Here is a 21,024-nt window from a genome sequence, read left to right on the forward strand (position 1 = left end):
AATCTACCGGATACCCCATAAGGAAATTTTATATGCCGAGGCCAGTGGCAATTATATCAAAATAATAACCCACCACAATACCTTCATGCCCGGCATGACCTTCTCTCAATTTGAACAACAATTACCCACTTCCTTGTTCATCCGTGTGCACCGTTCCTTCATCATTAATAAATCGGCCATCTCACACATCGAAGGCAACCGGGTATTCCTCAACAGGATCGAAATACCGCTGGGCAGCAATTACAAAGAAGCATTCCTGAAAGAATTAGGACTCTAAACTTATTTGTCAACCTGTCGAGGTCATCCTTCAGTAAAGTCCGAAAGTCAGTAAGTACTGAAGTCGCCGCTTTGATCTTTTTCTTCCCGACTTTCCGACTTCCCGTCTTCCCGTCTTCCGGTCTCCCGGACTCTCCATCCTCATTTCCACCTTCCGGCTTCCGGTCTTTCCGACTTTCCGTCTTCCGGACTTTCGGTCTTCCGGACTCTCCAGACTCATTTCCACCTTCCGGCTTCCGGTCTTTCCGACTTTCCATCTTCCTGACTTTTAGTAGCTTCCACTTCCGTTTCTTTTCCACCGGGTCTTTCAGGTCCTACAGGGAAGCGGGCATCTGCAAAGGATGCACGTACCCGCCCGTTAGCCTCTACTGCATTGGCCCGGTTGGCGATCAACTGGTAACTGAAAGAAGTATTGGAACGCCCACCTTTCAATTCGATCACATCAAAACCCGCTGCTGTTTTGTTGGTCACATATACCCCATTACAATCTCCCTCCAGTTGTATAAATACCTTTAATGGTTTTTCCGGTGTTACTGTAATATTGCGTGCCAGCACAGGGTCGATGGTGATATATGCCTTGCCATTCACCAGTTTACCTGTTCCTGCATCGGTAAACAATACCTCCGGTGCTTCCGGACAATACATAATGCGATTCCTGCCTTCGGCATCCTGCACCATGGTCGATTTCACACCCATCGATAATATACCATAATCCACATTGCCCATACGGCCACCAATAAAAGCATATCCGTTACCGGAAGGTAAATAATCAAAATACCCTGCCCATTTATTGTTTGCAACAGGGCTCCCTGATGTACTGGCATAACCAATCACACCATAGTTTTCACCCACCGCAATGGTGCCAGCGCCCGCGCCTAAATGAGTATAACTGGTCAGCCCATTGCCCAGCGAAATCGTACCAATGCCAACGAGGGCATCCGTACCTACTGTGTAGGTGCCTGCATACCGGCCGCTGGCTGCCAGGCCCGAGCCTGTGGTATGCATGGCGGGGGCCGTAATATTATTGCCCACCGCCAGTACGCCCGTGCCGGTGGCATTAGCATTGGTTGCTTTGAGGGCGCTATTGGTAGCCGAATTGGTTTGTCCCCATAGGGCATTTCCGCTGGTAGCTTGCCCCGCTACCCCAAAGCCGGTACCATTGTTCACACCATACACGCCTACGCCCGTGGATGTGTTTTGTCCCAATAAGCCCTGACCCACGCCTGTATTTTCTCCATATACCCCCGCATAATTACCGGCACTATATCCATTGATGGGGAACCCGAAAGCAGTGGTAGCCCCAGGCACACCACTGCCAAAAACTTCCAGGGCATCCATGCCTGATTTGGGAGTCGTGCCATTGATCACCACCTGTCCGGCGCCCGTGGTCCGTAAGCGCTCGATATTGTTTGATTTTAGAACAAAGTCCTGCGCATCCTTTGTACCCAGGAATTGCGTAGTGGGTGTAGTACCACTGTTACCGCCCGTTTGCCAGCTTGCATTGGCGGTGGTGAGCATTACCCATGTGGGAGTGGCAGCAGTACCGTTGTTATAATAAAAACCGGTAGTGCCATCTGTTTGATACACCAGCAGGCCGGTAGCTGGTGAGGTTATGGCGGCTCGTTGAGCCGCTGTCATGGATGGTATCAGTAAACCTTTGGTCGTGCTTTTTACTTCCAGCATCGCACTGTTGTCCGGACCAGTTCCGTCGGCATTAATAGCTACCTGGGCAAAACCATAGGAAGTAAAGATCAGGCAGGCTGGCAACAATAACAATTTCAGGCGCATTGGCAGGTATTTATTAGGGAAATAAAAATATACCCTAAAGGGCCGGGCTGGAGTACATTGTATGCCAACAACGGGATATTGTAGGTGAACAACATTTCTTATATTGTAAGTGATATGCAGTTAACCATTAAAGTAAAGCAGCCAGGCAGCAAGCACGATCTGATTGGTGCCCGTGTCTTTGATATTGAAGACATTGGCACGCATCCCACTGTCCAGGCACTCATCAGTGCAGTAGTGCGGCAGCAGGTAGATGAATACAACAATAAGTCTCCCGAAAAGAACATCTTGCCTTTTTTGAGTGAAACAGCGGTCCAAACCCAAAGCTCTACCGGCAAAATAGGTTTCGGTAGCATCTACAATGAAAACAAAGCCGATCCGGCCAAAGCAGTCGACACCGCCATCCGGGCATTCGAAGATGGGCTGTTTGCACTCTTTGTAGAGGAAGAAGAATGCACCAGCCTCGGCCAGTCCATCACCCTCAGCGAACAAGCCATCATCACCTTTATACGCCTCACCTTTCTAGCCGGCAGCTATTGGTAACCCCCATCAAAACACCCCTGCATCATGAAGCTACAGTCGCCCCTCCCCGCATTGGAACAGAAATTAATGCCGAATAGGATCCTTACCAGCACCACTTATTTCCGGCAAATACTCGATGCCAAAGAACAAACCAATCTGAAGCCTACAGTGAAAGCGGCAGTAGGGGCCAGGCAGCCCGGTCAACTGCTTACCAGGCATAGTGCCGAACTGGGAATGCTGTTTATCATCCCCGAGGCTAATTTAGGGGAGCCGCAATGGTACTATATGGATAAGATTACTTACAAAAGTGATCGGTACAACCGGATAGAAGAACTGCTGGGCTATGAACAGTGGGACAATCCCGAAAACTATGTCCTGTTGGAATATTGGTTTGGAACAGAAAAAGCCCCCTGTGTAAACCATGCCTGAAACAGATCAGGTACCAGATGTACCAGCAGGGAATGACTCGCCGTTCATTCCGGTCTCCCAACGATAAAGAACTATATTTTCGCAATCAGATAGATTTCATCATAGAGGTCATTCGCCAGTCCTATACATTCGGATATGATGCCTCCTACACCCCCGTATTTCAGTATTATGACCTGTCCCTTACAGAACAAATAAAGTATGCCCACACATTGGGTGATGCCAATGCCAGTCTATTTCGCTTATGGGCGGCCGCCATTGATGCCGGTCACCAGCCCGTGCTGCAACAGTTGGAAGATATTATTTTCAATAAATGCGAAATTGGGAAAGCCACCCGCAGCATCATCAAAGCCCTCCTCGCCAGCGAAAAACAGGAAGCCTGGTTATTGGTAGAGAAATTACTGCTGGCTGCCCAAAGACAAGAAGGCTTGCGGCAAACCATACTCGAAGCACTCGATGAAACCAGCATCGGTGGCTTGAAATACATTATCAAAGTAATAATAGATCATAACCTTGCCAGATTTTCTTCCGTAGTTAGGGCAGTCGATGTGTGGGCCGGACTGGGCTGGGAGAGTGAGCGGGAAAACACTGTCAGGGGCTTCCTCGAAAAAGCACACCACTACCTCGAAGATCCCGGCCGCATTCCCGCAGCCATACAAAGCGAGAACAATGCAGAGGTGTACATGGCCCTCTGGGCACAGGGCATATATGATGTGGAGCAGACCATCCCTTATTTGCAGCAACTATACCAAAACGGTAATGCCGAAAAGCGTACCCTCGCCCTGCTCTTTGCCAGCCAAACAGGCCACTACAAGATTGAAATGCCTTTGTATTACCAGGCGTTGGACGATAAAGAATTACAGCCCCTTTCCTATGCCATCAATTGTATTCATTTGGTTGTGCAACCCGCAGGGAATGCTGCTTATTACAACAACTGGTATCCCGAATTATTCCACAAGCTCGAAGCCCTTTATAAGCGCATCACCGTAAAGGAAAAGCGTTTTGAGCATTACCTGTTTCCCTGGGTTACCATCGGCTTTGATAAAATGAATATCCTAAAAGCTATGTTGCACCTCGTGGAATCAGCGGAAGATAAACTGCACACCGTATTGTCTTATTTAAGCGATATGGATGCAGCTACTAGGCGTCAATTAAGCCGCATCATCCTGCCCAAACACACCGAATACACGTATAAGGTGGCGGATAATAATAATACAGATCTAACACCCCTTCAACGCAAATATGCCTTTTCCATTATTGGCGACAGAAGTGAATATGATATCGCGTATAAGGCTCTATACAATACCGTCTTTACCAAAGAGGAGATGGGCCTGTTCCCCGATTTGCTAAAACGCAAAGCGGCAGGGTTCCGCAACCTCGTCATTTCCCTGTTGGTAAAACAACCGGCAGAGCACTTACTGCCCATTTTGGAAACAGTATTGCGCCAGGGAGATGGCGAACAGCGGCTCGCCGGTCTCGACATCCTGTTACAGCTGCACAAGGCAGATCAATTGCCTGCCGCCGCTGCTACCTGGCTCACCGACTTTAGAGAAAGAAAGAACATTTCGCAGAAAGAAGAGATATTACTGGCCCAACTAACCACCGGCGAAAGCTTCGCCGATGTTTCTGCTGCCAATGGTTTTGGTATTTTCAATCCCGCCGGTTTAGCCAAAGTGAAAATACCCCGCATTGATCCCGATAGCTTTTATGAACAATGCTACGCCCGGCATGATTATGCCTTCTCCATGCCGTTGAACCGGTTGGTAGAAGCCCTTACAGACCTCAACGACCTCGTAGCCCAATACCAGGACCATGAATATGAGGTAGAAAATTGGGATAACACGAAACAAAAGATCTTACTGGGCAATCAGTTTAGACAAACACGAATCCTGCAGGAAGGCGCTACGGGCCGTGAAGAATACGAGACCTATCCACTGTCTGGGATATGGGAAGAATGGTACCTGAAATGGAACTTTCAGCCCGCTGACCTGTTCATCATTTCCCTGTCGGCCAACAGTGGTTATGGAATGGAGGAGGCTGTCATACAACTCCTGGCAAAGCAAATACCGGAATTGGATAACCTACTGCCCAATAGTACCGCCAAACCGGGCTATTGGAACCCCATATTCGGTATTGCTAAAGCGCTTAATTGTATATACCCCTTTGAGCAAAAGAATGAATTTTGTTTAGGTGCTGCAACAAGATTATTTGCATCCATGGACAGTTCCCTTTTGCAATACCGGGATCCCAATCCTTATAATACAAGCGACAACCGTGGATGGCAATCCATCCACATGCTCAATGTTTTCCTGCAGGCACTCCACCTCGAGGGTCTCGAAGACAGCCTCGTACAAAGTTGTTGGGATCTGTACCACTGGCGGCAATTCTCCGGATTGCTGGAAGCGGCGAAAGGCAATAACGGTCCCTTGTTGATCTTCTGTAAAGCATACCAGGCCGGTATCATTAGCGAAGACGAAATGTACCGCGGCTTGTTGACCACCGATAATATGCAGGTGTTGTCAAAAACACAACGCCATAAAAAAGATTACAGCTATGATGTCGCTTTCCCTTTTCTGCCACCCATGTTTGAAAAGGTAAGGGAGCATTTGTTGGATATTGAATTGAAAAGGGGCGATTCCACCACCCCGGTCACGGAATTTACATCCGGACTGCAGACTATTTTTGGCATAAACCGCCTGGCCGAAATTTTGGCCGGCATGGGTAAAACCACTTTGTACAAGGGTTATATCTATTCCTACGGAAGCAAAGAAAAGAATAAACAGGAATCATTCAGCGCACTGCTCAAATCCTGTCATCCGGCCCCGGCAGATACACAGCAAATGTTTGATGAGGCCATGAACAACATAAAGGTCAACGACGTCCGCCTTATTGAAACAGCCGTATACGCCCCTCAATGGAAAAAAATGGTAAGCAGTTACCTTGGCTGGAAAGGATTGAATTTGCCATCTGGTGGATGCATGCCCATACAAAAACAGATGTTTACAAAGAGGAGACCGGCGAGTCGGAAACCGAAATAGCCCGGTATTCATCCGTCGATCTGCAGGACTTCAAAGATGGGGCTGTCGATAAAGAATGGTTCCTGAAAGCCTATAAAGAAATAGGAAAAGAAAGATGGGCCGTTGTATACGATGCTGCCAAATACATCAGTGATGGGAATGGCCACCGCAGGGCCAGGATATATGCAGATGTGCTACTGGGCATCCTCAGCCTGAAAGAGGTTACAGAAAAGATTAAAAGCAAACGCGATCAGGATTACCTGCGTATCTATGGCCTGGTGCCATTGCTTAAATCCAACCCGGCAAAAGATGTATTGGCAAGATATGAATACTTGCAGCAGTTCAGGAAAGAAAGCAGGGAGTTTGGCAGCCTCAAACAATCCAGTGAAGCATCGGCCATCCGGGTGGCCATGGAAAACCTGGCCCGCAATGCCGGCTATCCCGATCCTCAACGTCTTACCTGGGCCATGGAGTCAAAACAGGTGCAGCAGATCCTGGCCAAAGAAACCCGCGTACAATACGACGATATAATGATCGGACTCTCTATTGATGAAGAAGGGGAGGCCGATGTGATAGCTTATAAAGACGATAAAGCACTGAAAGCCATCCCGGCTAAATATAAAAAGGATAAGAAAGTAGTAGAACTGATGGAGTTCAGGAAAACCTTGCGGGAACAATGGAAACGTTCCCGTAAGGCGCTGGAGGAAGCCATGGTTCGGGGCGACGAATTCTTATTCTCCGAAATAGTCAACCTTTTGAACATCCCGTCATTATCAAACACCTGCAAAAGCTGGTATTGGTAGCAGTTAATCCAGAAAGTGCAATAGAAGCCCATGGCTTTTTCCGCGACGGGCATTTGGTAACAGCCGATGGAGAAGCCTTTTCCGTACCTGCAACGGCATTGTTGCGTATTGCCCATTGCAGTGATCTACACAGATTGGGTGCCTGGGTTAGTTACCAGCGGTATATATTTGACCAATCCCTGCAACAACCATTTAAACAGGTATTCCGCGAGTTGTACCTGCCTACGGCTGATGAACTGAGTGAAAAGTCTGTTTCCCGGCGCTATGCCGGCCACCAGGTGCAGCCCAAACAAACTGCGGCCTTATTGAAGGCAAGGAACTGGAAGGTAAGCTATGAAGAAGGCCTGCAAAAGTATTTCATAAGAAAGGCTTCGTGGCCAAAATATTTGCGATGGCCGATTGGTTTTCACCGGCAGAAATTGAGAACCCTACCCTCGAAACAGTAGTGTTTCATGATCTGAAAACCTTCAAAAATATTGCCTTTACTGATATTCCAGCTATCATATTCAGTGAAGTGATGCGCGATCTTGATCTTGTGGTCAGTGTGGCCCATGCAGGAGCAGTAGATGCCGAGGCCAGCCATTCATCCATAGAAATGCGTGCAGCGCTCTTGCGCGAGACTTTGCGGTTGTTTAAGATCAGCAACGTAGAGATCATAGGAAGTCATGCAAAAATAGTGGGTACCATGGGCCAATACAGCGTTCACCTCGGTAGCGCAATAGCCCATAAAATGGCGGCAGGTTATTTATCAATCCTGCCGGTTCATTCCCAGCATCGGGGCCGCTTATTCCTGCCCTTTGTAGATGAGGATCCAAAATCAGCAGAGGTGATGGCCAAAGTGCTGCTCCTGGCAAGGGATCACCAAATACAGGATCCCACGATATTACAACAATTGAATGGATAACGTTACCGTATCTGCCCATTACCGCGTATCACCCATTTCTCTGTCACCAGCTTTTCCAGGGCAAAGGGACCGCGCGCGTGCAGCTTTTGCGTAGAGATGCCTATTTCGGCGCCCAGGCCAAATTCTTCTCCATCGGTAAAGCGCGTCGATGCATTGGTATACACCGCAGCCGCATCTACTTCCAGGATAAAACGTTCGCAGGCTTTTTTATCTTCCGATACAATGGCTTCCGAATGTTTGGTGGAGTAGGTGGCGATATGGGCCAATGCCTCATCTAAACCTGCTACTATTTTAATGGCGCATTTTTGACTTAAGAATTCCCGGCCAAAATCAACCGGCCTGGCTTTTTGTAAATGAGGATATCCCTTCAGTAATCCATGTGCAGTGGTATCTGCAAATATTTCCACCTCCTGTGCTTTGAATAAGGGAGCCAGTACTTTCAGGAAGGGCCTGGCTACTTTTTTATCTACCAATATCGTGTCTGCAGCATTACATACCGAGGGGCGTGATGTTTTGGCATTTACCACAATATTCACTGCTTTTTGCAGGTTGGCTTTTCCTTCCACATATACATGTACCACACCTGCCCCTGTTTCTATTACCGGCACCAGGCTGTTCTTGCGTACATATTGTATCAGGCTATCCGAGCCCCGGGGTATCAATACATCAATGTATTTGGTGGCAGTAAAAGCTGGTCTACTACTTCCCGTGCGGCGGGCAACAGCGTTACTACATCGGGATGGATGCCTTGTGCTTTCAACACCTTCTTGATCAGCTTTACTGCTGCTTCATTGGTATGTGCTGCTTCACTACTGCCTTTCAATACACAGGCATTGCGGCTGCGCAGGCAAAGCGCGGCAATATCAAAAGTTACATTGGGCCTCGATTCATAGATGGCGCCTACTACCCCCAGGGGCACGCTTATTTTTTGTAACTGTAATCCATTCGGTAGCGTTTTTCTCCAATACCTTGCCCGTTGGGTCAGGTAGTTTGGCTACTTTTTTAATGCTGTTGGCAATGCTTTTAATGCGATCTGCTGTTAAGAGCAGCCGGTCATTGCGGGATTATCCGCCGCTTGTTTAGCCAGGTCCTGGGCATTTGCTTTGAGCAGTGCTTTGGTGCTCGCCACCAATTCATCACCCAGCGCCTGCAGCAATTGCTGCAATTTTTTATTGCTAAGCCCTTGCAGGCTGGTGGCTGCCCGGTGTGTTTTTATCAATAAGGGTAATACTGCTTTCATGGTGTTGATGTTAAAACAGCACAATATCATCCGCATGGGCGGCGATCACATTCTTCACGGTTAATTGAGTATTGATGGCTTTGGCATCTGCCCTGGTTTTGGCCACTCCCAAAATACTTCCTTCCTCATCAATGATTTGCACTACCTCACCCGCTGCAAATTTGCCGGTAGTATGTGTAATGCCCACCATGAGTAAACTCTTCCTGGACAACAATGCTTTGGCTGCTCCTTTATCTACATAAATAGTACCCAGCGTTACCGAGCCGCTGGCCAGCCATTTCTGGCGGGCGCCCAGGGTCGATGCCTGTGGTTCAAAGTAAGAACCATTGCGCCCTGCTAAGGCTGCTGTAAGCGGATGATCGCCTTTCAGGCCGCATATCACTACCTGGATACCCAGTGAAGTGGCCAACCGTGTAAAAGTAAGTTTGGAGATCATGCCTCCCAGGCCCAGTCCACTTTTTCTGTACTCACATACTTCATCACCGAAGCCACTTTTTCTATACGTGGTATAACCTGCTTTTGGTCGTCCAGCAAACCACCGGCCGACGTACACAGTACCAGGGCCGAAGCATCAAAACCAATGGCGATCAGCGTAGCCAGTTCATCATTGTCAGAGAATTTGATCTCCACATTACTCACCAGGTCGTTTTCATTCACCACCGGTACAATGCCGTTTTGCCAAAAAGTGGTAAAGGTTTCTTTTAACTGCAGGAACTGCTTCCGGTTAGAGAAATGCACCCGCTCACAAAGCGCCTGGGCCACCGTAATACCATGTGGTTTGAAATACTGCGCATACAATTGTATCAGGATCGGATTGCCTACGGCCGCGGCCGCCTTGCGTTCCGATAAACTGCCTTTATAATCCTGCAGGAACTTTTTGCCACTGCCCACCGCGCCACTCGATACCAATACCAACCGGTATTGGCGGCTCAATACCGCAATCTCATCCGCTACCTTTTTAATGATATGTGTATCAATATTCCCTTCCTGGTTACTGATCACCGCTGTTCCCAGCTTAACAACTAATACTTTCCCCGACATTCTACTTCTTTTATAGAGTAATGGCTGTAAAAATAATAAATAACCAGCTAACGACCCCTGCTTTATTGGTCCTGCAGGTATATACAGCTTAGTAAATTGCCAACCGGGATTATCTTTTGATTAAAACAATGTATTATCTTCAATACAGGCGCCTCTTTTTTTCCGCTAAGCGCCCATGGTTTCATGTTCTCCCAAGTGATTTGCTGCTAAAACGCCTGCCCGGGCGTGGTCAAGCCCACCAATAATGCGTATGGTCTTGTTCCTATTATATTGTCTATCCAATTAAATGAAGAAAAATGCAAATCAAAACCAATCTCACCATTATGTGGCTATCTGCCTGCTTTTCCTGTGCATAGCTACCTTATCCTGTCAAAAGTCGCCCATTGACCAACCGGCTGATATAGAAGAGCTGCACAAAGGCGCGACGCCGGAAGATGTAACATTGAATGCCATTAACAGTACTTTTTCAGAAAACTGGGACAGCTATACCCATGGCAGCCAGTATACCACCGCCCAGGCCAATGCCGATTTTGGTAATATCAGCGGTTGGAACCAGGGCCGCTCCATGATCTCCAATGGTACCCTGCGTACTACCCTGGAGCCCAATGCCCTTTCCGGCGCGGGTGGTATTGTAAGCAATATTGATGTCTCTGACGGATCGGCTTATGAACTCGATTTTGATATCCGTTTCCACAGCCAGTTCGATTGGAGCAGGGGTGGTAAATGTGGTTTCGGTTTTGCCATTGGCGAAGGAAACACAGGCGGCGATCCTGCCTGGGATGGCAATGGCGGTACCCTGCGCCTCATGTGGTACAACAACAATGGCCGCGTGTATTTCCATCCCTATGTTTATCATCGTGACCAGGTAGGTCAATACGGTGATAACTTCGGGAAATCCTATCCCTCCTCAGGTAGCCTGGTCAAAGGACAAACCTACCGGGTGCACATGTACATCCAAAGCAATACAGGCAGCAGTACCAATGGCCGGGCGCAGATACTTATCGATGGTAATACCCTGCTGGATATTCCCATCCGCTGGACTACCAACGATGCACAGCGCCTGATCAAAAATGTTACTTTCCATACCTTCCGTGGAGGCAGCCAGGATTATTGGATGTCTTCTACCGTAGGATATGTTTATTATGACAACCTGTACGTGCATAAGATCAGCTAAAAGGATAGAATAACTAACTGCCGCAAGCTGGAACAAGCCCATACAACACAAACCCCGGAACAACCTGCAAAGGCCATTCCGGGGTTTTGTTTGATACCTGTCAGCCAGGGTCTGTCGAAGGCAGGGAAGGCAGTTAAGCAGGTTTCGACAGGCTCCTTTAGACCAAAGGTGAGTCACCCTGCAGCCCGGCAAAGCAGCGCGGCAGGGTGGCCCGCCTTCGACAAGACTGCCGGTCAACAAGTACCACCTGACCCTGTCTTTGTTTCAACACCATATCTTATTACTTCCTTGTTTTATGCTTGCCCAAATACATCAGGGCATCGAGTATAAACCGCTGTTGCGTGGTATTGGAGAAAGTGAGCGACAACTCCTTATTGGTCTTGTGCTCATAATCAATGTCATTGTGCCCCATGTTTACATACAGCATCCGGTAATGCGTATTGGTCCAGGCCACCGGGTAATAACCACTATGCCATATTTCATGTTGCTTGGGGCCTGTACCCAGGGAAAGCTGGTGGAGTCGATCGACAAGAGTATTTTTATTGCGGGGTTCTTGCGCAGGTCCTTTTCCCAGCTATACCATTCATTGGGCGCCGATCTAAAAGTAGCTGGCAGGTGTTGCGTAATGGGATGTTTACCACCTTCTACCCTTAATACCGCCGATGTGGGCCGCCAGGTATTCCCCTTGTATTGTCCTGCCCCTAAAAATTGGTCATGGTACCAATCCCAGTTTTGCGGATAAGCAGAAGGCGTGAGGGCAAAGCCGGCAAAATGAAAACCGATCCAGCCGCCTCCTTTTTCCATGTATTGCTGAAAGGCGGTACGCTGTGCTGCCGAATCGGGCCGGGTATCCAGGAACAGCACTACCTGGTATTGCGCCAGCAAGGAAGTGTTCAACTTGTTCCAGTCATTGGTGGAGTCGTAAACAAAATTATTTTCGGTAGCCACCCTGGCCAGCCATTTATTGGCCTCATGCACATAACTGATATGCGCCTGATCACTTTTGGCTGTATAAAATCCGATGACTTTAAAAGGGGCTGTTTGTTCTGTGCAAGCAGGGCGCTTGACAGGCCCAGGCAGAAGAGGCAGCAGGCAATGCTTCGTACTAAGTTGGTATACATTAATCAATAGCAGGTTTGCTCCAAATTAATGCTTTTTTAAATCCGCCAGGGGAGATATTACTTTAAACGTTTTGCCCCCGGCGGATAGATAGGTTAACCATTTAGAATACTTCCAGGTTTGAAATAACAGGGCAGGCTTTGGAACCGGTAATATGTACCCTGATCTTATTGGTAGTGGTCGGGGCGATCTTAACAATGCGCTTATGCCCAATGGTGGTGCCGTCGGCTATTTTTTTCCAGGCGCCGTTCTGCCAGGCTTCGATTGTATAGGATTTTACCCGTTGACCCAGTTGAATATATTCCTGCAGTACAATATATTTTACAGGCGAGCTGGCTGGAAGTGTTACTTCAAAGCTCCCCGTCGTTTTATCATCATCTGTAGTCCAGTAAGTTTCTTTTTTGCCATCGGTCAGGTTGCTGGCTGCAAAGTCCGCCTGGTTGCCACGGTAACTATCAGCCTGTACTGCTGCTTTGAAAGCCAGGTTCTTCCCAAATTCCTTCTTCAGCAGCGCCGCAAATCCATACAATGCCTTCACATCGTTTTCATGAAACAAACCCCGGCGGTCGGGCGGCACATTCAATAACAGCGTTGATCCACGCCCTACGGAGGTGAGGTAGATGTCAAATAACTTTTCAGGTGTTTTAACCAGGCTGTCTTCTTTGGCATGGTAAAACCAGCCTGGCCTGATGGATACATCCACTTCTGCAGGTACCCATTGTTGTCCATCAGGCGACCCGGTATTGAGTAGGTTTTCTATATTCGCTTTACCGGCAAATAAGGTGTCCGTAGAAATAGTGTTCCAGTTCGTTTCGCCGGCCACACCCCGTTCATTGCCTACCCACCGCACACCAGGACCAGCATCGCTGAAGAAGATAACATTGGGCGCCATACCGCGCACCAATTGCAAAGTGGTGGGCCAGTCATAATACGTAGCCCCATTGATCCTTCTTTTTCTTTGGCCCCGCCATAATAACCATCACCTCCATTGGCTCCGTCAAACCACATCTCGAAAACCGGTCCATAGTTGGTAAACAATTCTTTTAATTGATTGCGGTAATAAGTAAGATAAGAAGCCTGGCCATAATCGGCCCGGTTCCTGTCCCAGGGCGATAAGTAGACCCCGAATTGCAGCCCATACTTTTTGGCAGCATCGCTGGCCTCCCGCACAATATCTCCTTTCCCATTCTTATAGGGACTGTGTTTAATAGAATGTTCCGTGTATTTGCTGGGCCAAAGGCAAAAGCCGTCATGGTGCTTGCAGGTTAAGATCAGCGTTTTAAAACCTGTTTCTTTCAGTGTCCTGGCCCATTGACCCGCATTGGTCTGCGTAGGATTGAAAATGCCGGGTTGCTCATCCCCATACCCCCATTCCAGGTCCGTAAAAGTATTGGTCGTAAAATGTACAAAGGCATTCATTTCCATTTCATGCCATACCAGCTGCTGCGCAGTGGGTACCGGCAATACAGGAGCAGGCGCCTGTTGGTTCTTTTGGGCCAGCAATCCTGCAGGTAATAAACAGGAGAGGAGCAGGGAACGGTAGTTGAATAAAGCACGCATCGGTTATACAGGTATTAATGAATGATATAATTACGGTGAATACAGGTATGTCGTTTGTAGAGCCCAGTACCCTAATCCAATCGGGCAGTATTTATTCTATTCCTTTTACGCGCATTCGTAAAACATATACGGCTGTAGAAGCGGTGATAAATAGCTGGTCCCTGTTCTTACCGCCAAAACAAAGATTGGCGGTCCATTTTTCAGGGATATCAATATGGGTAATCTTTGCTCCTTTGCGATTATACACCGTGATGCCATTGCCGGCCGCGTACAGGTTTCCCTCATTATCCAGTGTAATACCATCGGCCGTTTGGTTGGCAAAAAGCGTCCGGTTGCTTAAAGTGGTGTTTTTATTAATGCTGTAGCGATAGATCTTACCCGCGCCGATATCTGCTACATACAGCGTTTTCCCATCCTTGCTGCCTACAATGCCATTGGGGCGGTTAAAACTGTCGGCTACCATCACCGGTGCTTTGCTGCCTGGCGCCAGGTAATACACTTGTTGTTTGTCCAGTTCGGGTTGCTTCCTGGTCCAGTAATCCCGTTGATAATAGGGATCGGTGAAGTAAATACCATTCTTCTTGTCGATCCACAGGTCATTCGGACCATTCATTTTTTACCCAGGTAATTGTCCATCAGGATCGTCACCTTGCCGTCGGGTGTGAACGATAACAGTTCGTTGACATCATCGGCGCAGGCGATCAGGTTGCCATTCCTGTCGAAATAAAGACCATTCGCCCTGCCGGTTTTATCGAGGAACTGCGTGAGTTTACCTTCCGTATCATATTTCCATATCTTATCATTGGGCTGATCGGTGAAATAGATATTGCCAGCTGCATCCGCAGCCGGACCTTCTGTAAATTTAAACTGCCGGGCGATCAGCTGGGGCTGTGCATTTTCATATACAGGTGATAAAGTATCTGCTCCGGTAGTGGAAGTAGCTTTCCCGGTTGAGCTACAGGAAAGCAGTCCTGCAGAGAGAACCGTTACAACAAGGGGTAAAAAGGACCGGCTGGTGATCATATTGGCGTTATTGAGTATACAATGCTAAGCAAGCCTGGTTAATTCTTCAAATTTTACTTCTCAATCGTTTACACAAAAGCATACTCCAAGCCCAACTACCTCCTGGTTCCTCAAAAGCATTTTCAAATTATCCAATTTTCAAATTATCCAATAGTTTATCCCAAACGATCCCTTGGTTCCTCAAAGGCATTTTCAAATTCTCAAATTCTCAAATTAACTAATTGTTCATAATCTTCAGGCGTATCAATATCAATGCTTCCCAATGGAAAGTCCACCGTAGCCACTTCGGAAGGCGATTGTTGCAGGAGCTTTTTTGCACCCGGTTGTCCCTGTAGCGCCATCAGCGCCTTGAAGTATTTCTTGTCAAACAAGGCAGGGGTTCCAATCGTGTTGTTGTAAGCACAGGCTACCAGGTCCTTGCCCGATCCGTATTTGGTAATAACCAGGTGGTGCAGCAGATCCCCATTTACAAAAGGTTGGTCACAAACTGTAAGGATGATCTCGTTGGGTGTATAACCGGCTTGCAGTATGCCCGTTACCCCTGCAGCAATGGAAGAGCCCATACCTTCCTGCCATTGAGGATGGTGGATCAGGTGTATGGGAGCGCCTTGAAGGGCCGAAGCAATGGCAGCATGGTGTTCGCCCGTTACTACAAAAGCCGGATCACTCACCGCAGTTGCTGCCTCAAGCAGGTGGTCCAATAAAGTGCTGCCCTTATAGGGCAGGAACATTTTGGGCTGCCCCATTCTTGAAGAAGCGCCGGCAACCAATACCAATACGGCTGTATTCATATCTCCGTAGGATTATTGAGTTGATCGGTAATGGTGCAGCTTACCGCTGTGTTGCTGGGCCTGGGCGTTTCATCCCGTATAATCACGTGTTCATGCTCATGTATCGATCCTTTCTTATCACGCAGCGATTGTCCTTTCTTTCCCGCCAGCACCATCTTGATCTCTGCCATTACCGATAGGGCGATCTCTTCGGCAGTTTCTGCCCCAATGTCCAGGCCCGTAGGGCCATATAGATGGCTTTTTGTAGCTGCCTCTATGGGCTGGCCGGTTGCTGCTGTTATTTCTTGTAACATGCGTTCCAGTTTCCTTCCTGGCCCCAATACCCCAATATAACTACAGGACCGCTGCAGCAATAGTTGCAGCATTTCTTTGTCATAATTGTAATTGTGCGTCATCAGTACAAAGGCTGTTTGCGGATTGGTCTTCAACTGTGCTATTACTGCCGGTGGTTTGTCGGCAATGATATGCCTGGCTTCCGGAAACCGGCGCCGGTTGGCCTGGCTGGGTCTTCCATCAGCTACCGTAATATGCCAGCCTGCGATATGGGCCATCTTAACCAGCGGAATGGCATCATTGCCTGCACCTGCCACCACCAGCGAGGGTGGAGGTTGTAACCATTCTATCAGGGCTGTAATGGGAACAGGTCCGGGCGTATATTCACGGAGCAGGGAGGTGTCGCTGTGCAAGGCTTCTTGTATACCCCGGTGAATGTCATTCTCCAATGCGGTATCTGTTATCCGGCTATAGGTAGCTGCTTCCGTATGCAGCAGGCAGGTGCCAGGTTGTATACCATCATAAGCACGCAGGGAAAACAGGGTTACGATCACTGTCTCTTTTCCCGTAGCCATGGCTTTTTCCAATAAACTAATGGGGTGGAGAGGAAGTGAAGCGTCAATAGGTTCAAACAGGATGTGTACAATGCCACTACAGCCCAGTTGTACGCCAAATTGCAGATCATCTTCATCCGTCGTGTCATAAGTCACCAGCTTATTCTTTTGCTGCGATATGGCCAGTAATGCTTTCCGGAGTGCATCACCTTCCAAGCATCCGCCACTGATGGCGCCTGTCAATTCGCCATCCGCTGTTACCAGCATCCTGGCCCCCGGTCTTCGGTAGGATGATCCTTCTACATGTACTACAGTAGCCAGGGCGGTTTGCTTACCGGCGACAGTGGCTTTTTGATAAGCGCCTATGATGTCTTCGATCTCTTTCATAACCAGCGGTAAGTTACTAAAACCCGCCTAACTGTGTACTATTTGCTCCAACTCTTCCAGCAGCGGTATTTGCCGTTCATTGATCTTTTCTTTCGCTGTTGTAATGGTAAACCAGGCGGCTTTGTCTATCTCGCGGTAGGTTTTCTTACGCCCCGATTTGGGAGGCCATTCCAGTTCAAAAGTATTGCTGACAATGGTTGTTACATCCAGGTCACTTTCCACCGCCCAGCAGTGAACAATTTTACCGCTCTTTTGTTTGATGGGGTTCAACGCCACGAAGGTACCTTCCGGCGTGAAGCCCGTTTCTTCTTCCATTTCCCGTATGGCCGCCTGTAAAGGCGCTTCCTCTTCCGTAAATTCCCCTTTGGGAATCGTCCAGTTGCCGGCATCTTTGCCCGTAAAATAGGGGCCGCCCGGATATACCAGCAGCACTTCTATATGATTGTGGGCCTTCCTATACAACAGGATGCCTGCGCTTTGTTTACTCATCTGCCTTAAAGTTAAAATTATTATTGCCAACATAACGCATGATCATTTTTCCCTAACTTTAGGATTCACCAAAGAAAAGGAGGTATTCATGAAATCAACAGATCATTCATGGGCACTCCAGGTTGGTTTCGCCTAACCGGAGTAAGATCCATCAAAATATCTGCTGACCAAGGGGTCAGGAAAAACCATCCCGCTATTGCCGGATGGTTTTTATGGCTATACCTGGTAGGATAAGTTGATTCTTAGTATAAAGACAAGAACATAGCAGCGGGCAGGCGCGCATGAATAAGCGGTTCGTAACTGATTGAGCCAGTTGATAAGCGCACTTGCGGATATTCAGTGAACAGGCTTTTCATGACTTCAGCTACCAGGGGCAAAAGGCTATACCGTGCAATACAGGCATGAGCGCCCCGTCCAAAACTTAAGTGATCTGCATTGCCCGGCCTGCAGGGATCAAATAAATGAGGATCACTAAACCGTGCAGGGTCTCTGTTGGCCGATGCCAATACCAACACCACCATCGCTCCCTGGGGTAGCAGCCGGTTGTTCAATAACAGGTCTTCTTGTAGTATCCTGCGTGTTTGATGGTTGGGTGGATTGTATCGCAGCGTTTCTGTTACGAATGCTTCCCATGTTATTTGATTATTCCGCCATTTTTCCTGGCCTGGAAATGACAAAGCTTGCAGCAAAACATTACTCAAAAGCCCCCTGCCTGCCTCATAACTTTGGATCAACAGGCCCAGTAAATTCACCGTAACAAGCAGCAGGCATTCGTGGGCCGGAATAGGACCGTTCTTACCAATGATGGCAGCAAGCGCCTTATGATGGAGAATATATTGTTCTGCAATACCATACAATTTATCCACCGCTTCATTGACCTGTTTTACCTGCTGTTCATTTTTTACCGGCAACATGATTTGTACAAGCTGCGCGATGTATTGCAAAACAATTTTGCTATCATCATCAGTAAAACCAAAGCCTTGTAGTAAATGCAATACAGGCAATTGTTTGGCAATGCCATTTACCCAATCTACCTGTCCGGAAATAGCACCTGCTGCCAGCAATCTTTTCAATAAAGGATCAACAGGAACGGGCTGCAAGCATTGGTATACCTGCATAGTAATGCTGCTGATCGTTGTATGAGCCGGTGGATTGCTAAGCCTTACCAGGTGTTCCAATAACAGGTTGGCTGCATCATTTAAAACGCCCGCAGCCGGAACAGCAGGAGTTGGTATCCATGCAGCAGGATGGTTCAATAGCAAGGAACAACACTGATAACTATAGGCGGCCCAGAGCTTATTATCCGCATCATAAAATAGATTTTCCTGTTCCAGCATGTGCATATAATGCTTGTACGGATCGTGCATGTCCGAATGCCGGAATAATACCGGTTGAGTCATGGGTATATTTGTTTTACGGCAGCAATAATACCTACCTTTATATCACTACACTTCATTCAACAATGAAATATGGAATTTGATCAACAGTTTGCTGCAATGGCAACCCTGATAGGGGAACCAGCCCGCGCTACCATGTTGTGGAGTATGTTGGATGGCAGGGCGTATACTGCCGGCGAACTGGCACTGATGGCCGGTATCTCACCTCAATCAGCCAGCAACCACCTGACTAAACTCATGGAAGCCGATCTCTTAAAAATGGAGAAGCAGGGCAAGCACCGGTATTACCGGTTTGCCAAATCGGAAGTAGCCACAGCCCTGGAGGCCATTTCACAGCTAATACCGGGTAAGGAACAGGTACACCCCAGCAAGTCTTTTAAGAATGGCGATATTCAATATGCCCGTACCTGTTATGATCACCTGGCTGGTAAAGTAGCCGTCAACCTCACACAGGGATTGGTTCAGCAAAAAATCATCCACCTCCGGGAGGATGAATACGAGGTTACTACTAAGGGAACTACCTGGTTTGAGGAACTGGGTATTGATATCGCTGATCTGAAGCAGCAAAAGCGTTTGTTTGCACGCCCCTGTCTCGATTGGACAGAAAGGAAGCACCACCTGGCCGGTGCACTGGGCGCCGCTTTGCTGGATCAAATGCTGGCGCTTAACTGGTTGCGCAGAAAAGCCCATGAACGAACGGTGATCCTCACTGCCAAAGGTGAAAAGGCAGTGGCTCAATTGGGTATCCATATCAAAAACTGCTAACAAGCGTATTTAAAAGAAGAGGGTTTAGCTGGATTTCAAGCCGGCTAAACCCTCTTCTTTTATCGGGAACTTCCTTGAATTGGAAGACTGCTTTACTTTTTATTATAGGGAGGAAGCAAAGTTGCTTTTTCAGTATTTCATTGGCGCTGGCCAGCTTTTCTGAAATTTTGTAGGCCCGTCTGAAACGGTTTTACCAAGCACCACTCCATTTTCATCAAAAAATAGGTAGTTACCTTTGGTATAGCTGATTTTTCCTTTTTTGATAACATAGTGTAAAGTTAAGCAATTCTTTGAATAAAATAAACTTTATATATATAAGGTTGGTCAGTGTTGAAGAGTTCTTCAGTCATAGTGTCTAATCTCAGGCCGGTAATCACAAAATTGCTTGTAAATTCCTGGTAGTAGGTCTTTATAACTCTTCCATAAAATCTTGTTCTATCCTCTGTGCTCCCTTGAAAAAGATTTTGACCGTAGGATTAACCAAAGTATAGGCTGTGATAATGTTTATGATTGTAGATATTACCATGGCAATATCTCCGTTGTTTGAATTAACCTGGTCATTGAGACTTCCATCGTCCAATAGGTCGCCGAACCCAAGGTTAATAATACCTTCAATAGCTGTTGGCGTAAATTCGACATTCTTAACAATGTTTTTCTTTCCTATACTGACGAATTCATAGGTGTTTTCGTCGCATTTACGATACGGGTAAACTGGTTTTCTCATAGCTGAATTTCACGATAGTTAGATGGGTTCAATGCCATGCTAGTTATGATCGTCAGAGCCAGTTAAATGCTGTTTACGGAGTAATAAACGATAAGCGGTTGGATATGGATGTCAGTATCCTATAATTTTTTAGAATCGAACTGTATAACAGTAATTAAAGGGTGTGTACATGATACCTATTAATATATGAAGTTAAAAACAGATCACCATTCACTCTTTCACGAAACAACCCATTGCCAATTCATCCCGCATGCTTGCGGGGCCAATTTCCCTCACGGCAGCTTGGCCACCAATCCTTCCGGCAGCAGGCGCAGGATATTGTATATGATCTTCCATTTGAAACCAGGCACAATGGTAAAGCGATTGGGCGGCTGTACGATCGTTTGTGCAATAAAAGAAGGTTCCAGCAGTAGTGATTCAGGTAAGGTAAGGTGAGCCGTCATTTTACTGCGGATATAACCGGCTACAATGGCATTGACCATTACTTGACGGGGTAGGAGGTATTGGCGCAATCCGGCCAGGTAGGTGGTGAAGGCGGCCTTGGTACTGCCATATACAAAATTACTTTTCCGGCCACGCACACCCGATAAGGAGCTAAGACCAATAATCCTTTCCAGACCATCATTCGAGGTATCCATGGCAATGATATTGAGGATGGAAACAGCGCCACAATAATGCACTTTCATCATCTGGTAGGTGCCTGTAAAGTTGACCAGCGCTTCCTCATTGGTCACCTGGAAGCCGGCGACATATA

23 protein-coding genes and 2 pseudogenes are annotated in these 21,024 nt (G+C 47.5%); 7 read left to right on the forward strand and 18 right to left on the reverse strand.

From position 1 onward, the window contains the following. The first annotated feature begins 55 nt into the window (after positions 1–55). Positions 56–277 carry a LytR/AlgR family response regulator transcription factor gene (locus RS881_RS18105; RefSeq protein ID WP_315824531.1) on the forward strand — a complete coding sequence of 74 codons (222 nt, stop codon included), beginning with the start codon at positions 56–58 and terminating at the stop codon, positions 275–277. A 215-nt stretch (positions 278–492) separates the two neighbouring features. Here RS881_RS18105 and RS881_RS18110 read toward each other — a convergent pair whose 3' ends face one another. Next, positions 493–2,064 (reverse strand): phage tail-like protein, encoded by a 1,572-nt coding sequence (locus RS881_RS18110; RefSeq protein ID WP_315822352.1) that lies wholly within the window; start codon positions 2,062–2,064, stop codon positions 493–495. Between the two features lie 84 nt (positions 2,065–2,148). Between RS881_RS18110 and RS881_RS18115 the strand changes: the two genes are divergently transcribed. The 4 genes and pseudogenes from RS881_RS18115 (at position 2,149) to RS881_RS18130 (ending at position 7,733) form a co-directional block, all read left to right on the forward strand. Further along, entirely contained in the window at positions 2,149–2,604 is a 456-nt protein-coding gene (locus RS881_RS18115; RefSeq protein WP_315822353.1) for a hypothetical protein, read from the forward strand. 24 nt (positions 2,605–2,628) lie between these two features. Further along, on the forward strand, positions 2,629–3,012 hold the full coding sequence (locus RS881_RS18120) for a hypothetical protein (protein WP_315822354.1): 384 nt from the start codon (positions 2,629–2,631) through the stop codon (positions 3,010–3,012). A 32-nt stretch (positions 3,013–3,044) separates the two neighbouring features. Next, a pseudogene (locus RS881_RS62285) lies at positions 3,045–7,275 on the forward strand (DUF5724 domain-containing protein); the annotation flags it as partial. Continuing rightward, positions 7,203–7,733 (forward strand): DUF7737 domain-containing protein, encoded by a 531-nt coding sequence (locus RS881_RS18130; RefSeq protein WP_315825059.1) that lies wholly within the window; start codon positions 7,203–7,205, stop codon positions 7,731–7,733. The pseudogene RS881_RS62285 and the gene RS881_RS18130, both read left to right, overlap by 73 nt. Before the next feature lie 2 nt (positions 7,734–7,735). Here RS881_RS18130 and RS881_RS18135 read toward each other — a convergent pair whose 3' ends face one another. From RS881_RS18135 to RS881_RS18155, 5 genes are all read right to left on the reverse strand, one after another. After that, the gene (locus RS881_RS18135; RefSeq protein ID WP_315822355.1) at positions 7,736–8,395 is read right to left on the reverse strand and encodes a glutamate-5-semialdehyde dehydrogenase; all 660 of its coding nucleotides are present in this window, start codon (positions 8,393–8,395) and stop codon (positions 7,736–7,738) included. Beyond that, on the reverse strand, positions 8,392–8,652 hold the full coding sequence (locus tag RS881_RS18140) for a hypothetical protein (protein ID WP_315822356.1): 261 nt from the start codon (positions 8,650–8,652) through the stop codon (positions 8,392–8,394). Before RS881_RS18140 ends, RS881_RS18135 begins: the two co-directional genes overlap by 4 nt. 120 nt (positions 8,653–8,772) lie before the next feature. Further along, on the reverse strand, positions 8,773–8,973 hold the full coding sequence (locus RS881_RS18145) for a hypothetical protein (RefSeq protein WP_315822357.1): 201 nt from the start codon (positions 8,971–8,973) through the stop codon (positions 8,773–8,775). A gap of 10 nt (positions 8,974–8,983) precedes the next feature. Beyond that, on the reverse strand, positions 8,984–9,409 hold the full coding sequence (locus tag RS881_RS18150; protein WP_315822358.1) for a PUA domain-containing protein: 426 nt from the start codon (positions 9,407–9,409) through the stop codon (positions 8,984–8,986). Continuing rightward, positions 9,406–10,014 carry an amino acid kinase family protein gene (locus RS881_RS18155; protein WP_315822359.1) on the reverse strand — a complete coding sequence of 203 codons (609 nt, stop codon included), beginning with the start codon at positions 10,012–10,014 and terminating at the stop codon, positions 9,406–9,408. Before RS881_RS18155 ends, RS881_RS18150 begins: the two co-directional genes overlap by 4 nt. A gap of 325 nt (positions 10,015–10,339) precedes the next feature. Between RS881_RS18155 and RS881_RS18160 the strand changes: the two genes are divergently transcribed. Beyond that, positions 10,340–11,188, forward strand: coding sequence for a polysaccharide lyase (locus tag RS881_RS18160; protein ID WP_315822360.1), 849 nt, complete (start codon positions 10,340–10,342; stop codon positions 11,186–11,188). 280 nt (positions 11,189–11,468) lie between these two features. On the opposite strand, the gene RS881_RS18165 is transcribed toward RS881_RS18160, so the two are convergent. The 10 genes from RS881_RS18165 to RS881_RS18210 form a co-directional block, all read right to left on the reverse strand. After that, the gene (locus RS881_RS18165; protein ID WP_315822361.1) at positions 11,469–11,615 is read right to left on the reverse strand and encodes a hypothetical protein; all 147 of its coding nucleotides are present in this window, start codon (positions 11,613–11,615) and stop codon (positions 11,469–11,471) included. Then, positions 11,603–12,316 carry a ThuA domain-containing protein gene (locus RS881_RS18170; protein WP_315822362.1) on the reverse strand — a complete coding sequence of 238 codons (714 nt, stop codon included), beginning with the start codon at positions 12,314–12,316 and terminating at the stop codon, positions 11,603–11,605. The genes RS881_RS18165 and RS881_RS18170 overlap by 13 nt, the downstream gene beginning before the upstream one ends. A 94-nt stretch (positions 12,317–12,410) precedes the next feature. Continuing rightward, positions 12,411–13,199, reverse strand: coding sequence for a discoidin domain-containing protein (locus tag RS881_RS18175; RefSeq protein ID WP_315822363.1), 789 nt, complete (start codon positions 13,197–13,199; stop codon positions 12,411–12,413). Continuing rightward, the gene (locus tag RS881_RS18180) at positions 13,145–13,867 is read right to left on the reverse strand and encodes an alpha-L-fucosidase (protein WP_315822364.1); all 723 of its coding nucleotides are present in this window, start codon (positions 13,865–13,867) and stop codon (positions 13,145–13,147) included. Before RS881_RS18180 ends, RS881_RS18175 begins: the two co-directional genes overlap by 55 nt. Before the next feature lie 91 nt (positions 13,868–13,958). Continuing rightward, positions 13,959–14,480, reverse strand: a complete 522-nt coding sequence (locus RS881_RS18185; protein ID WP_315822365.1) for an SMP-30/gluconolactonase/LRE family protein — start codon at positions 14,478–14,480, stop codon at positions 13,959–13,961. Further along, a complete protein-coding gene (locus RS881_RS18190; protein ID WP_315822366.1) occupies positions 14,477–14,890 on the reverse strand; it encodes an SMP-30/gluconolactonase/LRE family protein in 414 nt (137 codons plus the stop codon). The genes RS881_RS18185 and RS881_RS18190 overlap by 4 nt, the downstream gene beginning before the upstream one ends. 200 nt (positions 14,891–15,090) lie before the next feature. Beyond that, positions 15,091–15,681, reverse strand: a complete 591-nt coding sequence (locus RS881_RS18195; RefSeq protein WP_315822367.1) for a nucleotidyltransferase family protein — start codon at positions 15,679–15,681, stop codon at positions 15,091–15,093. Then, the gene (locus RS881_RS18200) at positions 15,678–16,895 is read right to left on the reverse strand and encodes an XdhC family protein (RefSeq protein ID WP_315822368.1); all 1,218 of its coding nucleotides are present in this window, start codon (positions 16,893–16,895) and stop codon (positions 15,678–15,680) included. The genes RS881_RS18195 and RS881_RS18200 overlap by 4 nt, the downstream gene beginning before the upstream one ends. A gap of 27 nt (positions 16,896–16,922) precedes the next feature. Next, complete coding sequence (locus RS881_RS18205; RefSeq protein WP_315822369.1) at positions 16,923–17,384, reverse strand: NUDIX hydrolase; 462 nt, start codon at positions 17,382–17,384, stop codon at positions 16,923–16,925. Between the two features lie 242 nt (positions 17,385–17,626). Continuing rightward, positions 17,627–18,784: a cytochrome P450 gene (locus tag RS881_RS18210; RefSeq protein WP_315822370.1), complete on the reverse strand. Its 1,158-nt coding sequence runs from the start codon at positions 18,782–18,784 to the stop codon at positions 17,627–17,629. A gap of 69 nt (positions 18,785–18,853) precedes the next feature. On the opposite strand from RS881_RS18210, the gene RS881_RS18215 reads away from it, so the two are divergent. Further along, positions 18,854–19,546, forward strand: coding sequence for an ArsR/SmtB family transcription factor (locus tag RS881_RS18215; RefSeq protein WP_315822371.1), 693 nt, complete (start codon positions 18,854–18,856; stop codon positions 19,544–19,546). 278 nt (positions 19,547–19,824) lie between these two features. Here the strand turns inward: RS881_RS18215 and RS881_RS18220 are convergent. Continuing rightward, positions 19,825–20,270, reverse strand: a pseudogene (locus tag RS881_RS18220) (DUF6934 family protein). Between the two features lie 272 nt (positions 20,271–20,542). Next, positions 20,543–21,004: an SDR family NAD(P)-dependent oxidoreductase gene (locus RS881_RS18225; RefSeq protein WP_315822373.1), complete on the reverse strand. Its 462-nt coding sequence runs from the start codon at positions 21,002–21,004 to the stop codon at positions 20,543–20,545. Positions 21,005–21,024 lie beyond the last annotated feature (20 nt).

The organism is Paraflavitalea speifideaquila, from assembly GCF_032395985.1.
Classification (GTDB): domain Bacteria; phylum Bacteroidota; class Bacteroidia; order Chitinophagales; family Chitinophagaceae; genus Paraflavitalea; species Paraflavitalea speifideaquila.

Bases quoted from the DNA above. Each gene is read 5' to 3' on its own strand.
- RS881_RS18180 (WP_315822364.1), bottom strand. From the start codon at position 13,867: ATGCGTGCTTTATTCAACTACCGTTCCCTGCTCCTCTCCTGTTTATTA.
- RS881_RS18185 (WP_315822365.1), bottom strand. From the start codon at position 14,480: ATGAATGGTCCGAATGACCTGTGGATCGACAAGAAGAATGGTATTTAC.
- RS881_RS18195 (WP_315822367.1), bottom strand. From the start codon at position 15,681: ATGAATACAGCCGTATTGGTATTGGTTGCCGGCGCTTCTTCAAGAATG.
- RS881_RS18175 (WP_315822363.1), bottom strand. From the start codon at position 13,199: ATGGCGCCCAATGTTATCTTCTTCAGCGATGCTGGTCCTGGTGTGCGG.
- RS881_RS18210 (WP_315822370.1), bottom strand. From the start codon at position 18,784: ATGACTCAACCGGTATTATTCCGGCATTCGGACATGCACGATCCGTAC.
- RS881_RS18155 (WP_315822359.1), bottom strand. From the start codon at position 10,014: ATGTCGGGGAAAGTATTAGTTGTTAAGCTGGGAACAGCGGTGATCAGT.
- RS881_RS18200 (WP_315822368.1), bottom strand. From the start codon at position 16,895: ATGAAAGAGATCGAAGACATCATAGGCGCTTATCAAAAAGCCACTGTC.
- RS881_RS18145 (WP_315822357.1), bottom strand. From the start codon at position 8,973: ATGAAAGCAGTATTACCCTTATTGATAAAAACACACCGGGCAGCCACC.
- RS881_RS18190 (WP_315822366.1), bottom strand. From the start codon at position 14,890: ATGATCACCAGCCGGTCCTTTTTACCCCTTGTTGTAACGGTTCTCTCT.
- RS881_RS18150 (WP_315822358.1), bottom strand. From the start codon at position 9,409: ATGATCTCCAAACTTACTTTTACACGGTTGGCCACTTCACTGGGTATC.
- RS881_RS18215 (WP_315822371.1), top strand. From the start codon at position 18,854: ATGGAATTTGATCAACAGTTTGCTGCAATGGCAACCCTGATAGGGGAA.
- RS881_RS18165 (WP_315822361.1), bottom strand. From the start codon at position 11,615: ATGCTGTATGTAAACATGGGGCACAATGACATTGATTATGAGCACAAG.
- RS881_RS18205 (WP_315822369.1), bottom strand. From the start codon at position 17,384: ATGAGTAAACAAAGCGCAGGCATCCTGTTGTATAGGAAGGCCCACAAT.
- RS881_RS18120 (WP_315822354.1), top strand. From the start codon at position 2,629: ATGAAGCTACAGTCGCCCCTCCCCGCATTGGAACAGAAATTAATGCCG.
- RS881_RS18110 (WP_315822352.1), bottom strand. From the start codon at position 2,064: ATGCGCCTGAAATTGTTATTGTTGCCAGCCTGCCTGATCTTTACTTCC.